This is a genomic window from Streptococcus sp. Marseille-Q3604 (assembly GCF_916619785.1).
Lineage (GTDB): Bacteria > Bacillota > Bacilli > Lactobacillales > Streptococcaceae > Streptococcus.
Genome location: NZ_CAKAKM010000003.1, coordinates 165979 through 178896, shown reverse-complemented (window position 1 = coordinate 178896; position 12918 = coordinate 165979). Strand labels below are relative to the sequence as shown.

The window sequence follows — 12918 nt, the reverse complement described above, 5'->3', positions numbered from 1 at the left end:
AATATCTGAAAATTCACAACATTATTTTGTTAGCACTGTTATTATTTTAAAAAGCCAAGTTCAGTTGAACTGGCTTTTTCTTCTTGTGCAAAATGGATTTGTCTAGGCTTCTTTTGCTAGGGCTACTGCTTTTTCAAGGGCTTGGTCCGTCGACTCGCAGATATTATCTGGACCGATAGTCTGGATGAAGCCTGATTTTTCGAGAACTCGGTAGGGTTGGGCGTTAACGTGAGAAAGAAGCAAGGTCATGCCACGTTTTTGGCAGATAGCAAGCGTTTCCTCAAGGGCATCCAGACCAGAGATATCCATGGCTGGAACGTTGCGCATGCGTAGGATAAGGACATTCTTACTGTCGTCATTGATAACATTCAAGAAATTATTGGCTGCACCAAAGAAGAGGGCACCAAAGACTTCATAGACGACTGCATTTTTAGGGACTTGTTTCAAGTCGCTGTCCTCGGACAAAACTGGATCGTCCAGATTTTCCTTGTCCACCCACTGACGAATTTGAGCCACGTCTGACATGCGTTTGAGGAAGAGGAAGGCTGCTAGGACCATACCAAATTCAATGGCAACCACTAGGTCAAAGAAAACGGTTAAGATAAAGGTTACGATAAGGACTGCTACGTCACTCTTAGGAGCACGTTGAATCATACGAACGACAGTACGCCAACCGCTCATGTTATAACCGACAATCATTAGGATTGAGGCCAAACAGGTCATAGGAATCAATGAGGCATAAGGCATGAGAAAGAGTAAAATCAAAAGCAAGGTAAGGGCATGAACCATCCCCGCTACTGGTGTCCGTCCTCCATTTTTGACATTGGCTGCAGTACGGGCGATGGCACCCGTTGCAGGAATCCCGCCAAAGAGGGCTGACATGATATTCCCAACACCTTGGCCAATCAATTCAGCATTAGAGCGATGATTACCACCAATCATCCCGTCTGAAACAACGCAAGAAAGTAGAGATTCGATGGCTGCTAGTACGGCAATGGTGAAGGCTGGCGACATCATTTGACGAATCAAAGAAAATGATAGGTCAGGAACTGTGAAACTTGGAAGTCCTGCTTTGATGGTGTAAAGATCACCAATGGTTTTGACTGGGAGATGACCAAAAGCTACGATGGCTGTGGTCACAATAATTGCAACCAAAGACCCCGGAATTTTCTGAGAAAGGCGTGGCCAAAAGATTTGAATGACTAGGGCCAAGATACCAATTGCAAGTGTCGGCCAGCTAATACTTGAAAGATGCTTCCCATAAGCTAGAAGTTTTTCTAAGAACTCAGCTGGCACGGACTTCATCTCAAGGCCCAGGAAATCTTTAACCTGTCCAGCCACAATCCCAACAGCTATCCCCAAGGTAAAACCAAGTGTGATGGTTTTGGGAATGAACTTGATCAGGTCACCAAAACGCAGGAGCCCCATGATAATAAGCATGAGTCCCGCCATGAGCGTGGCAAGGGTCAAACCAGCCATACCATACTGGGCAATGATGCCATAGATGATGACAACGAAGGCTGCGGTAGGTCCACCAATCTGAACCCGACTACCCCCTAAAAAGGAAATAAAAAAGCCTGCAACAACTGCTGTGTAAAGACCTTGTTCGGGATTGACACCAGAGGCAATGGCAAGGGCAATCGACAAGGGCAGGGCAATGATAGCCACGATGACTCCTGCGATTAAGTCCTTAAGAAACTGGCCCTTAGAATAATTCCTGATGGTAGTGAAAAATTTGGGTGTGATATATTTTAAAGCGTCCATTTTTTCCTCCTAACTACTATCCTAAAACTCTTTAACTCAGTGAAATAACTCTTTTTCAATGAGTGTCAGACGCTTATCAATTTTACAATCTTATGATAGCATAGGAAAAGCTCATTTTCTAGGGGAGTGAGGGATTTAAAGCTATTATTTCAAGAATTTTTTAACTTTCTTAGTTTAGAAGTGAAGGTATCAAAAAACAAGTCCAGACTATGGACTTGTTTTGAAAGATTCATTATGGATTACCAACTTGTTGGCAAGGAAATCGGAATGTTAAGTTTAACCTTCATCTTGCTATTGGTCACAGAGGCTTGCTCAATTTCATAGCCGATTTCTGGAAGCTTGAGCTGAATTTGGTCATTAACCATTTGAACACCACTGCTTGACTGGGCAATGCTCTTCTTGAGGTAAGGCAGAACCAGTGATTTTGGAACTGGAAGGCGACCCAGGTGGGCACCTGCCAAATCTAGTAGGATGACTTCCTTGTTAGTGCTGACCGTAAAATCAAGGCTGAATGTTGATTCGATAGGTCCAAGAGATACGGGAACCTTAGCTGTTAGATAGGAATCATTCAACTCTACGCTACTGTTTTGCAAGGTCTCGTCATTAGAATCAGCCATGCTTGCTTTTAGGATTTGACGAAACTGATTACTGTCAAGATTAATCTCAGTTGAAACTCCGCCTGATGAAAGGGACGCCCCACCAATACCAGCCTGGGCTAAATCAGCAAGGGATGTTTGTGTTGATACATTTTTTAATTGGTCCTGACTGTCGATCTTGTCCGGAATAAGTAGAGCCGCCACTGCAAAAAAGAGCACAATGACGAGGACAATGAGTCGTTTAAACCATTTCCACATAGGGATACCTCATTTCAATTTTTCACTTTTGACGTCTATTGTACTGTAATCAAGGGAAAAAAGCGAGTAAGAACTGGAAATTCTCTCATATTTTCTTAATGCAGGAGATATGGCTCCAGAACTTCAAAGACTTTTAAGTAAGCATTGGCATAAAGGTGGACGCCGTCATAGGTATGCTCTGCCTTCTGCTCTTTTCTATCATCAACCAAATCAGCATTACAATTAATGAAGTAGCAGCCATAGGTTTTAGCGATTTCCTCAAGAGCCTGGTTACAGCGGTCAAGATTTTCAGGAGTCCGCAGTTTCATCCACTGGATAGATGCCGGTGTCTGCCAAGGCAGATGAAGATTGGCTGGATAAAAAGCCATCAGGTAAATCTTGGTATTTGGCAATATAGCTAGTGTTTGCTCCAGAATTTGGCTGATATTTGCCGTCATATGTTGGAACCACTGATCTCCATAAGGCTCCTCGGTCATGTCATTGGTACCGATATTGATGAAAACCTTACTCGGTTGCAGATCCAAAAGTAGAGGATGGATATGCTGGAGAAATTCATCCGTATTCAAACCACTGATGCCCCGATTGTAGATGATATCGTCGATACCTCTACTCCTAGCGATTTCACAAATGGGAAAAAGCTCCATGAGTGAGGAGCCCGTAAAGAGTGTCTCCCCCTTGATAGCAACCTCATTTAGGCACTGATAGTTTTTAAGTTTTATATCTTTTAATTCATCCATGATAACTTTCTTCTATATAATTTTATCTAAATGAGGGAGAAGGCAAAGAGCAACCCTACAACCGTATTGGCCAAGGCGTGGATAAAGACACTTGGAAGAATGGACCCACTTGCTTTTTTCTCATTGATAGCACCAAAGATGTAAGCTATGAGACTGATAAAGACCAAGATAACAAAAGCCTTTAGATAACCAATTATTTGGATAAACATAAGTGCATGGATGAGACCAAATAAGAGAGACTGAACCAGATTTGCTCCTAGAAATCCTAGTTTTCCTTGCATCCTTTTTAATAGAAAACCTCTAAAGAAGATTTCTTCAGGCAAGGCAGTCCCTAAGATAGCGTAGGCTAGAATAGCAGGAAGAGCTCCAATTCCCTTTCCAGAAAAATCTGCTGTGGCCGTTTTGCTAGAGTCGAACCAAGCTAAGACGATAATTGAAAAAAGAAGAAAAAGTAGGGAAAAACCAAAAATGGTCAGTAGTAATCGCCTCTTCTGCTGGGTTTGAACTTTCTTCAACCCAATCCAGTCAAAGAAACCGACCTTTTTCCTGCTCCAAATTAACCAAGTGATAAAAGGAATGACAGAGACTATGAGCAGTTCCATAATACCGCTCATCAGTTTAGACATAAATAGGGTCATAAGTTTGTCCTCCATTTCTAATCAAAAGACAGCTTCGTTCTTTTGAAAACGATTACCTTTACACCATGATTATACTACTTTTAGGGGAAGAAAAAGCCCATTTTCACCAATCTTGCCAGGTTTCTTTGGCACGAATCACACGGTCCTGCTTATAGTCGATATGGTAAACACGCCAACCACCAATCCAATCGTCCCTCAGCTTGTACTCAACACTTCCTTGAAGATCGTCACCCTTGCCCAAGAGCTTCTCCACTTCTTTTCTCGTCATGCCCTCAAGCTGATACTGCCGGTGAAAACTCCACATGAGTTTATGGCGCATGTAATCTGGGGTACGAGCCCATTTTTCAGGAGTAAAAATCCGGTCTCGCGGGACAATGATAGCAAAATGAACCAGACAAATGATTTCAATAATTAAACAAAAGGCTTTTCGTCGTTTTCGTCTGGTTTCTGGGGTGAGGTAGGCCATAGGATTACCTTACTTTCTCTTGTTTCCAATGGTCGTCCAAAATCACTGTGTGCTCTTTAGAAAAGCGAATAAGGATATCTCTGGCAACTTGTTGGGATACACGTGCGACATTTGTCAATTCTAAGCCTAGCTCAGGTGTGTCGTGTTCCAAGCGATACTTGTCATCCTCGGATTCAACAAAGATAAAACTCATTGACCCTTTTTCGCTATAAATGAGATAGAGACTATCGTAGGATACTGGAAGTTGTATCAAGGCATCCCAGATATCACTGTCACTTGGGTTTGTAATCGTTGCATAGTCTACCTGATCAGCTGTCGAAATACGCATGACAAGGCCTTCTGCTGCTTTCTTTTTAGGTGCAAGCCACTTAAACAAATGCATCGTTTTCCTCCTTTAGATGATGATTCCTTTTTGCTTGAGATTGTCCAGACATTCCTGTAAATAAGCAGTATCATGCTCTGGGTAAATGATGACTGGTAGCTTCTCTACTTCAAGCTTATCGTAGGCTGGCATCTGCTTGCCTCGATACTCCTTGTCCAACCACTCTGGGCTAACACGATAGCCACGTTCCGCCATTTCTTGCATAATAAGCTCATGGTATTTAAACAAGCGGTAAGGGGAATAGTCAAAAACATAGTTAACCGTCGCATGTTTGCGTTGCCATCCCTTACCACGAAGGGCACAACATTCTTGGTGTTGTCCTAATAATTGCTGACGAGGTAGTTTTGCAATCAACTCTTGATGCCACAGTCTCATTTGCTACCTCCATTAATCAGAGTTGACTCCTCCAGATAGCGATTTGGGTACTTGATGAGAAGCTCTTTGACAGATTGCACTAAACACTGCTGAGGAATTTGGCCTGCTGCATAGCTATCCAGTTGGACCATAAACATTTCCTTCTCGCTGGCAGTCGCCTTTTTCTTAAAATACCCCCAGATATGTTGAAAGGCATTGACGACCTGACCAGGATTTTCAGGAAGGTCAAGTGCTTGATCAATATAGTCTTGAACCTGATCCAAACTAACCTCATCATTCTTGAGATAGTTACGGATTTCCAAGTAAATCTTGTTTGAATGGCTGAGCACCAGGTACTTATTTGCTGCCCAAAGTCGCTCGCACTGGCGACGTGGATTGGTAGTTGTCATTAGGAACCTTCCTTGATTGCTTTTTATCAGTATAGCATAGTTTAAATAGGGATAATAGATTATGCCTTTGAGAATTTGAAGAGTGATTTCCAACTATTTTCAGAAAAGGGCTTTTGCTTGGTTTGTTTGTAAGCGTTTGCTATACTTAAGGTATCAAAGAAAGGAGACAAAGCCTATGACATTGTCCAAAAAACTCACACTTTCTCTTGCCTCTATGGCAGTTCTTGGTCTTTTAGCAGCCTGCTCAAACCAGAAAGCTCAAACACCTGAAAGCTCTGCTAGCACCCAACAAAGTTCAAGTAAGGTTTCATCTTCACAAAGTTCTGAAGTTTCTAAACAGACTGAAGGGCTAGATGGCACCTATAAAGGAACTGATGAAAATGATCGTATTACTCTTACCATCTCTGGAAATACTGGAACTTGGGAAGAGGACGAAGCAGATGGCGAGAAGGAAAGCAAGTCTGTAACAGTTAACCCTGACAATCAAAGTCTAACGATTGGTGATGATACCAAATTCTACAAACTCGACGGCAATCAGCTGACTATTGAAGATGATGACCGTGATCCAAACGATACGGTTGTCTTGACGAAATAATATGAAAAACCTTAGCCAATCCACTCTCTGGAATTTAGCTAAGGTTTTTTATGTTATACTATAGGCAGAAAGAAAACGAATACAAACAGGAGGTTGACGATGACTCAAAGAAGATTATGGATGACGCTATTTGTTGTGTCGATTATTGTAACTCTTATTGGACTGGGATTTTCTGTCTATAACTATTATGTCTTTGATAAACCCTTTATGACCACGACTACAAAAGGTTTACTAGCAGCCTTTTTCCTGTGTGCGACAATGGTTGCCATCACCCTATCCAAATCAAGTAAGAAGTAAAGATATGAAAGAGGTATAAGTTTGTAGACTTATACCTCTTTTGATACAACATTACTTAATCTTGTGTTTATTCATTTTTTCTTCAAAGATGTCTGTCATGATTTTACGGAGCTCTTCTCTCTCTTTTTCAGCCTTTTGATGATGAAATGTATCCTTGGCCAAACGAGTCACCTCCTAAAAATGAAACTGTGTCATTATATCAACAGATAGGAAAGAAAAGCTCCCACCGAAATTCAGTGGGAGGTTCAACTCTATTTCTATGATTTTCGTACCGCCACCAGCCAAGAGGCTAGTAGGATTTCGAAAATAACCAGAAGGATAATCTGAGTAAGAGAGCTCTGAACCAGCATAAGGACAGCCAGACTATCGATCAGCATGTGAGCGAGGATACAAGGAGCAGCTCCTTTCGAATACTCTTTGAGAGCTCCAAATAGAAAAGTATTTCCTAAAATCATCAGGTAAAAAACGAGATAGTTGGAGGAACCTGCTGTAATCCAAGGGAGTTGATAGATAGGGATATGCCAGAGGAACCAGACAATGGAAAGAACCATCATTTTAGTTATAAAGTGCTTACTAAAGTAAAGATGTTCTTGTAAAAACCAACGCCAACCTACTTCTTCCAGCCCCCCATATAAAAAGGTCCAGGGAAAATATAGTAAGAAGGCCAAGAAGGTGTTCCCAGTAAAGCTAACATTCCTGAGAAAGAATGAGATTCCATAGTAGATGACTGGAATGAAGAGAGCTAGAATCCAGGACAGGGGACTTTCTTTTTGAAGAAAGACCTTTTTGAAGAATTCACCCAAGGATTTGACTTCACTCAACACAAGAGAAAAGACAGCCGCCATAATCAGGGGAACACAGTTCATTAGGATAAACAGTAGTGAGGCACCCAGACTACTCCTGTCTGGGAAACACCATAGGATAACTTGCCCTACTATATATGTAGCAAAGAGGGCAGACAGTACATACCAGATAGCGACTGATTGTTTTGAAATAAATTTGCTCATTTTTTCTCCGTAACGGGATGGTAAAATTGACAGTATCTCTTTTTTATGGAAGGTTAATTCGTAATTGTAGAAATAAATACATTGTCTTTAAAAATCTTATTTAATCTTGTGTTTATTCATTTTTTCTTCAAAGATGCCTGACATGATTTTACGGAGCTCTTCTCTCTCTTTTTCAGGAAGGTCCCCTTGGCGCTTAGCCGCTGCATAAAGTTCAGGATATTGCTTGGCTACACGCTCGACTGTCTTAGTCGTCGCATGCCCTCTGACAAAGAAAGGAATGCGTTTAATCCATTCTTGTGGTACGAGAGCGAGTAACTTCTTAGCCGCTTCCTTATCAGAAATCTCAGCTGTGCTCAAACCTTTTTCGATTTGCTTTTGTTCTTTTTCTGTAAAATCTTTTAATTCCATAACTTGCTCCTCTTTATCTTTATATAGTAAATTTTACACCCATGCATGAGAATATACAACTGATTGGGATGGGATGTTGCTAGCTGTGAACAATAATAGAATTAGGAAAATCATGATTTCTTTTTTCCTAAAATACCGTACAAAAAGATCTGATGAATCTGCTCAACCTCTGTCTCTAAATTGTCACTATGGGCTAATTGATTTCCCATACCATTAAGAGCATCCATGACATTTAAGATAAGCTCTGTCGATAGGTCTTCAGCAATAAGGCCCTCTGCTTTTCCGAGATGAATATAAGCACGATAGATGTCACGTTTTTTTGCAGTGATTGCTTTCGTTAGGAGAGTTGAGAAAACAGAATCTTCCACCATTTTATCTTGAAAATAGTCCGAGATTTGCTGACTCATTTTCTCCTGACATAGGGCAAAAGCCTGGTCTAATTTTGTTTTAAAATCTAGATTGCTATTTAAAATGTCCTCAGCTTGTTGGGTTATTTCTTCAAACAAGTCATTAACACAGAGAGCCACCAAATTATCTTTGCTCCCGAAATAATTGTAGATAGAAACAGGAGATACTTCTGCTGCCTCTGCAATAGATTTTATACTCGTTTCCTTAAAACCTTTGTCTTTAAACAAACGCAAAGCTGCTTGAATAATCGCTTGCTTCTTTTTCTCAGTCGTCTTTTGATATTGATTCATGTGAATACCTCTGTTATTACCAATTGTAGCATAAGTTTGAAATATATGAGTATATATTTCATTTTTCCTTGCTATTCTTACTAGCTTTCTCTATAATAAAGTTTGAATTTAAACCATCTATATTTCAAACTTTATTTTCAAAAATGGGAGGGAACATGCTCATTCAATATCTTATAAAGCAATCTAGAAATCCGAGTGGTCTTGTTGGCCGAGTGATTACCAACATCTGGTCGTCCTATTTTAAGGAACTCAGCCTTTGGGCAATAAAACAAACCACTATCCCTAACAATAGTCGTATTTTAGAAGTCGGTTATGGCGGCGGTAGCACTATCAAAAACCTACTTGCTTTAGATAAAAATCTTGACATTCATGGCATTGATATTTCCAAGGAGTCTTATCAAACTGCTAAACGGATGCTTTTAAAGTCAATAGAAAACGATAATGTCCAGCTGATGGTTGGCAATGTCGAAAACCTTCCCTACCAAAATCATTATTTTGATCTTGTCTTTGCCATTCAGACCCATATTTTCTGGAAAGATTTAAAAGAGAGTTTTCAGGAAATCTATAGAGTCATGTCCAATCATTCTATTCTGATTATTGCTTCCGAAAAAGAAAAAATTAAGTATCATATGACAGATTATGGAACAAGTTCTGAATTGAGTCAGTTATTAACAAGTATTGGCTTTTCAAAGATTGAAGAAAGGCAAAATCACAAATGGGTTTTGTATATTGTTATTAAAAGACATTAGGAAATTGATAGACAAATTCCCACTTGACTTAAGAAAAGCTCTCCCCTTAGCAACACGAAAAGAGAAGACTAAGTTAGTCTTCTCTTCATACTAGGTTGCGGAACATCAACAATTACTTTACTTTTATACCTCTAGTAAGTCCTATTCGTCCACAATTGCATCTTACAAATGGATAATTCTGTTAGAAAATAAGGAGATACGGGTCTTCAAGATAAGATATAACTTGTGCTAAAAATTCAGCTGCTGGAAGGCCATCGATGATTTGATGGTCGAAGCTCAGACTCAATGGAAGATAGTCTTTTTGAACAACCTCTCCCTCCTCATTAAATGCCAAAGCTTGTTGAGTTGCTCCTACTCCAAGAATTGCCACCTCTGGGGAGTTAAGGATTGGTGTGAAGTATTCTACACCTGGCCCCCCTAGGTTCGTAATTGAGAAAGTAGAACCACTATATAGGTCAGATGGAAGTGTACCTTTTCGAGCTTGATTAGCCAGAGTCTTAATGCTTTGACCAAGATCTGCTAAAGTCATACGGTCTGCGTCTCGAATCACAGGGACAACCAAACCATCATCCAAAGCTGTTGCCATACCAATATGAATGCTTTCTTGAATCTGATGAATGCCGCCGCCATACCAAGCATTCAAAGCTGGAAAATCTCTCAAAGCTTTGGTTACTGCTTTAGTTAATAGAGTTGTGATACCTAGTTCACCATTTTCAAGTGGAGTATGGACCTTGGCCTTAAGTTCTTTACGGAATTTCAAAAGCTCAGTTAAATCAGCCTTACGATGGAGTGTCACTTGAGCAGAAGAATGAAGACTGTTCATCATACGTTCGGCAATAATCTTACGCATGCCTTGGAGTCCCTCACCGTATTGGACTGAGGTCATAGCTTGTGGTAGAGGTTCTACAACCTTATCAACAACAAGACTTGGTTGGTAAGCTTCTACATCACGTCTTGTAATACGACCATTTCCACCTGTCCCTTTAATAAGGGAGATATCATAGCCTTTCTCAACAGCCATCTTACGAGCCACCGGTGTAATGAAAATGCGTTCACCACTAGTACGAGCTATAGGTGCTGTAGTAGATTTAGGACTAGACGGTGTTGAATCTTTAGCGACTTCAGTTGGAGTTTCCTCTTGTGCAGGAGCCTCTTGGGTTCCTACATCCTCTCCTTCCTGACCAACCCATCCAACGACTTCCTTACATTTAACTGTAACACCTTCACCATGCACAATGTCTAGAACAACCCCAGAAGCAGGGGATTCGACTTCACTAGTCAATTTTTCAGAACTAATTTCTAATAAAGGCTGACCACTTGTTACTGTATCACCAACTTGGACCAACCACTTTTGAATGAGTCCTTCAGTCATGGTTAGGCCGAGCTTGGGCATTAAAATTTCTGTTGCCATAAGCGCCCTCCTATCCTTTCAAGTCCTGAATCAATTCATCAGCTACTTTCAAAACCTTATCCGCATCAGGAATATAGGCTTGTTCTAAGTTTGTCGCAAATGGAACAGGAGTATTTGGTGCACAAACACATTTCACTGGTCCATCAAGATAATCAAAAGCTTTATCTGAAACTACAGATGCAATATCAGTTGCAGTATTGTTATGTGGATTTGCCTCATCCACAATAATTAAACGACCAGTTTTCTTCACGGAATTTAACACTGTTTCTTCATCCCATGGAGCAACTGTACGAAGATCAATCACTTCTACAGAAATGTTGTCTTTTGCCAAGCGGTCGGCGACCTCATAGGCTACATACAACATCTTACCAATTGTCACAATTGTTAAATCCTTACCTTCTCTACGAACGGCAGCCTTACCAATTGGTACAGTATAGTATTCTTCTGGCACTTCCCCTTTTAATCCATATAAAGTCTTGTCCTCAGAAAAGATAACTACATTATCATCCTCTATTGATGCTAGGAGTAATCCTTTGGCATCATAAGGGGTAGCAGGAACGACCACCTTAATACCAGGAATCGATCCAAATAAACCGTAATAGGATCCAGAGTGTTGCGCCGCAGCTGAAGCTCCTGCCCCGTGCATAGTACGAACAACCATGGGAACTTTAGCTTTACCGCCAAACATGTAACGCATCTTAGATGCCTGTCCTAATAGGGCATCAAAACAGAATCCAATAAAATCATTAAACATCAACTCTGGTACAGGCCTTAGTCCCGTAAGCGCCATTCCAACCGAAGCTGATAAATAGCCGTGCTCAGAAATCGGAGTATCAATAACTCGTTCCCTGCCATATTTCGGCATCAATCCTCGTGTGATACCCATGACACCGCCCCAGGCATCCTCATTATTATTTTCTAAGTGTTCAACATTAACACCACCTGCGATATCCTCTCCTAGGAGAACAACTCGCTCGTCTCTTTCCATGGCTTGATCGAGCCCTTCATTGATGGCTTTCATAAATAATGTTTCTCTAGTCATTATGAATCCTCCTCAATCAGTCTGCAAATACGTCTTCGTAGAGAGCTTCTTCTTTTGGAATTGGGCTCTCTTGAGCAAAGTGGATTGCATCTTCAACATCTTTTTGTGATTGGGCAACAATCTCATCCAATTCATCTTGGCTAAGGATACCCTTTTCAGTTACTAGGTCACGAAATACTTCCAAGGCATCCACATCTGCCCATTCTTTTTCGATTCCATCTGGTGCTTTGTATTTTTGCTCATCTCCTTCGAAATGGCCATGGTTACGATAAGTAATAGCTTCAATTAACGTTGGACCATCTCCACGACGTGCACGTTCAATGGCCTCTTTAGCCACTTGATAAACAGCAAATAAGTCCTTACCATTAACGCGAACTCCAGGCATATTGTAAGCTTGTGCACGTTCAGCAATTGTTGGAGAACCTGATGAATACCATTGTGGTGTTGATTCTGCAAAAAGGTTGTTTTCATTTACAAATACCACAGGTAGATTCCAAATAGAGGCCATGTTTAAGCACTCATGAAAATTACCTTCATTGGCAGCACCATCACCAAAGAAACATACAGCAACATCATCAGTCTTTAGATATTTGTTGCGCATAGCAGCACCAGTCGCAAGACCAAAGCCTCCGCCTACCATACCATTAGCACCAAGGATTCCTTTATCCAAGTCAGCGATATGCATAGAGCCACCCTTACCTTTACCAAGCCCAGTAGACTTACCAAAGATTTCAGCCATCATTTTTTTAAGGTCTCCACCTTTAGCCACACAGTGTCCATGTCCTCGATGTGTGCTAGTAATGTAGTCTTTATCAGTCAAGTTAGCACATACCCCAGTCGCAATAGCTTCCTCACCTGAGTAAAGGTGAACAAATCCTGGAATTTGACCGATTGAAAAGAAATGTCGTGCATTTTCTTCAAAATTTCGAATATCCCACATAGTCTTATACATGGATTTAGCCTCTTCTTTTGAAACATTTTCCACACCAAGATCATGGGCAGTTTGAACCTTAACTTCTTCCTTGGTTAAGGTTTGTCCCTGATGTTTTTCTTTCATTAGGGCTTGTGGCAATTCTTGATAATGTGTCATATTGTTTCCTCCTTCT

The 12918-nt window shown here is 40.8% G+C and carries 17 protein-coding genes; 3 read left to right on the top strand and 14 right to left on the bottom strand.

Annotated elements, in window-relative coordinates:
- Nucleotides 1-102: 102 nt before the first annotated feature.
- The 8 genes from LG375_RS10360 to LG375_RS10325 all read right to left on the bottom strand — a co-directional run bounded on the left by LG375_RS10360 (nt 103) and on the right by LG375_RS10325 (nt 5605).
- The gene (locus LG375_RS10360) at nt 103-1764 is read right to left on the bottom strand and encodes a SulP family inorganic anion transporter (protein WP_225745758.1); all 1662 of its coding nucleotides are present in this window, start codon (nt 1762-1764) and stop codon (nt 103-105) included.
- A 239-nt stretch (nt 1765-2003) separates the two neighbouring features.
- Nucleotides 2004-2618, bottom strand: a complete 615-nt coding sequence (locus LG375_RS10355; protein WP_048790566.1) for a hypothetical protein — start codon at nt 2616-2618, stop codon at nt 2004-2006.
- 95 nt (nt 2619-2713) lie between these two features.
- The gene (locus LG375_RS10350; RefSeq protein WP_073689491.1) at nt 2714-3355 is read right to left on the bottom strand and encodes a GDSL-type esterase/lipase family protein; all 642 of its coding nucleotides are present in this window, start codon (nt 3353-3355) and stop codon (nt 2714-2716) included.
- Between the two features lie 26 nt (nt 3356-3381).
- Complete coding sequence (locus LG375_RS10345) at nt 3382-3993, bottom strand: CPBP family intramembrane glutamic endopeptidase (protein ID WP_037597637.1); 612 nt, start codon at nt 3991-3993, stop codon at nt 3382-3384.
- Nucleotides 3994-4096: 103 nt separating this feature from the next.
- Nucleotides 4097-4261 (bottom strand): hypothetical protein, encoded by a 165-nt coding sequence (locus tag LG375_RS10340; protein WP_225745757.1) that lies wholly within the window; start codon nt 4259-4261, stop codon nt 4097-4099.
- Between the two features lie 202 nt (nt 4262-4463).
- Nucleotides 4464-4841 (bottom strand): hypothetical protein, encoded by a 378-nt coding sequence (locus LG375_RS10335; protein ID WP_002890551.1) that lies wholly within the window; start codon nt 4839-4841, stop codon nt 4464-4466.
- A gap of 12 nt (nt 4842-4853) precedes the next feature.
- On the bottom strand, nt 4854-5216 hold the full coding sequence (locus LG375_RS10330) for a TIGR02328 family protein (RefSeq protein ID WP_225745756.1): 363 nt from the start codon (nt 5214-5216) through the stop codon (nt 4854-4856).
- Nucleotides 5213-5605, bottom strand: a complete 393-nt coding sequence (locus tag LG375_RS10325) for a YbgA family protein (protein WP_002890549.1) — start codon at nt 5603-5605, stop codon at nt 5213-5215. The genes LG375_RS10330 and LG375_RS10325 overlap by 4 nt, the downstream gene beginning before the upstream one ends.
- A 175-nt stretch (nt 5606-5780) precedes the next feature.
- Here LG375_RS10325 and LG375_RS10320 point away from each other — a divergent pair, with 175 nt between their 5' ends.
- A complete protein-coding gene (locus LG375_RS10320) occupies nt 5781-6200 on the top strand; it encodes an SP_0198 family lipoprotein (protein ID WP_002890547.1) in 420 nt (139 codons plus the stop codon).
- A 99-nt stretch (nt 6201-6299) separates the two neighbouring features.
- Nucleotides 6300-6497, top strand: a complete 198-nt coding sequence (locus LG375_RS10315; protein ID WP_014634186.1) for a hypothetical protein — start codon at nt 6300-6302, stop codon at nt 6495-6497.
- A 257-nt stretch (nt 6498-6754) separates the two neighbouring features.
- Here LG375_RS10315 and LG375_RS10310 read toward each other — a convergent pair whose 3' ends face one another.
- The 3 genes from LG375_RS10310 to LG375_RS10300 all read right to left on the bottom strand — a co-directional run bounded on the left by LG375_RS10310 (nt 6755) and on the right by LG375_RS10300 (nt 8610).
- The gene (locus LG375_RS10310) at nt 6755-7504 is read right to left on the bottom strand and encodes a CPBP family intramembrane glutamic endopeptidase (RefSeq protein WP_064523347.1); all 750 of its coding nucleotides are present in this window, start codon (nt 7502-7504) and stop codon (nt 6755-6757) included.
- Between the two features lie 96 nt (nt 7505-7600).
- Complete coding sequence (locus LG375_RS10305) at nt 7601-7912, bottom strand: hypothetical protein (protein ID WP_225745755.1); 312 nt, start codon at nt 7910-7912, stop codon at nt 7601-7603.
- 110 nt (nt 7913-8022) lie between these two features.
- Nucleotides 8023-8610 carry a TetR/AcrR family transcriptional regulator gene (locus LG375_RS10300; RefSeq protein ID WP_073686249.1) on the bottom strand — a complete coding sequence of 196 codons (588 nt, stop codon included), beginning with the start codon at nt 8608-8610 and terminating at the stop codon, nt 8023-8025.
- A 155-nt stretch (nt 8611-8765) separates the two neighbouring features.
- Between LG375_RS10300 and LG375_RS10295 the strand changes: the two genes are divergently transcribed.
- Nucleotides 8766-9359: a class I SAM-dependent methyltransferase gene (locus LG375_RS10295; RefSeq protein WP_225745754.1), complete on the top strand. Its 594-nt coding sequence runs from the start codon at nt 8766-8768 to the stop codon at nt 9357-9359.
- A gap of 181 nt (nt 9360-9540) precedes the next feature.
- Here LG375_RS10295 and LG375_RS10290 read toward each other — a convergent pair whose 3' ends face one another.
- Genes LG375_RS10290 through LG375_RS10280 form a run of 3 tightly spaced genes read right to left on the bottom strand, consistent with a single transcriptional unit; the run spans nt 9541 to nt 12902 of the window.
- Nucleotides 9541-10770: a dihydrolipoamide acetyltransferase family protein gene (locus LG375_RS10290; protein ID WP_225745753.1), complete on the bottom strand. Its 1230-nt coding sequence runs from the start codon at nt 10768-10770 to the stop codon at nt 9541-9543.
- Nucleotides 10771-10780: 10 nt separating this feature from the next.
- Nucleotides 10781-11812, bottom strand: a complete 1032-nt coding sequence (locus tag LG375_RS10285; RefSeq protein ID WP_004182823.1) for an alpha-ketoacid dehydrogenase subunit beta — start codon at nt 11810-11812, stop codon at nt 10781-10783.
- Between the two features lie 16 nt (nt 11813-11828).
- Nucleotides 11829-12902: a thiamine pyrophosphate-dependent dehydrogenase E1 component subunit alpha gene (locus LG375_RS10280; RefSeq protein WP_014634179.1), complete on the bottom strand. Its 1074-nt coding sequence runs from the start codon at nt 12900-12902 to the stop codon at nt 11829-11831.
- Nucleotides 12903-12918: the final 16 nt, after the last annotated feature.

Coding starts and splice junctions, on each gene's coding strand:
- LG375_RS10290 (WP_225745753.1), bottom strand. CDS start 10,770: ATGGCAACAGAAATTTTAATGCCCAAGCTCGGCCTAACCATGACTGAA.
- LG375_RS10330 (WP_225745756.1), bottom strand. CDS start 5,216: ATGAGACTGTGGCATCAAGAGTTGATTGCAAAACTACCTCGTCAGCAA.
- LG375_RS10350 (WP_073689491.1), bottom strand. CDS start 3,355: ATGGATGAATTAAAAGATATAAAACTTAAAAACTATCAGTGCCTAAAT.
- LG375_RS10300 (WP_073686249.1), bottom strand. CDS start 8,610: ATGAATCAATATCAAAAGACGACTGAGAAAAAGAAGCAAGCGATTATT.
- LG375_RS10315 (WP_014634186.1), top strand. CDS start 6,300: ATGACTCAAAGAAGATTATGGATGACGCTATTTGTTGTGTCGATTATT.
- LG375_RS10345 (WP_037597637.1), bottom strand. CDS start 3,993: ATGACCCTATTTATGTCTAAACTGATGAGCGGTATTATGGAACTGCTC.
- LG375_RS10355 (WP_048790566.1), bottom strand. CDS start 2,618: ATGTGGAAATGGTTTAAACGACTCATTGTCCTCGTCATTGTGCTCTTT.
- LG375_RS10285 (WP_004182823.1), bottom strand. CDS start 11,812: ATGACTAGAGAAACATTATTTATGAAAGCCATCAATGAAGGGCTCGAT.
- LG375_RS10280 (WP_014634179.1), bottom strand. CDS start 12,902: ATGACACATTATCAAGAATTGCCACAAGCCCTAATGAAAGAAAAACAT.
- LG375_RS10320 (WP_002890547.1), top strand. CDS start 5,781: ATGACATTGTCCAAAAAACTCACACTTTCTCTTGCCTCTATGGCAGTT.
- LG375_RS10360 (WP_225745758.1), bottom strand. CDS start 1,764: ATGGACGCTTTAAAATATATCACACCCAAATTTTTCACTACCATCAGG.
- LG375_RS10310 (WP_064523347.1), bottom strand. CDS start 7,504: ATGAGCAAATTTATTTCAAAACAATCAGTCGCTATCTGGTATGTACTG.
- LG375_RS10295 (WP_225745754.1), top strand. CDS start 8,766: ATGCTCATTCAATATCTTATAAAGCAATCTAGAAATCCGAGTGGTCTT.
- LG375_RS10305 (WP_225745755.1), bottom strand. CDS start 7,912: ATGGAATTAAAAGATTTTACAGAAAAAGAACAAAAGCAAATCGAAAAA.
- LG375_RS10335 (WP_002890551.1), bottom strand. CDS start 4,841: ATGCATTTGTTTAAGTGGCTTGCACCTAAAAAGAAAGCAGCAGAAGGC.
- LG375_RS10340 (WP_225745757.1), bottom strand. CDS start 4,261: ATGACGAGAAAAGAAGTGGAGAAGCTCTTGGGCAAGGGTGACGATCTT.
- LG375_RS10325 (WP_002890549.1), bottom strand. CDS start 5,605: ATGACAACTACCAATCCACGTCGCCAGTGCGAGCGACTTTGGGCAGCA.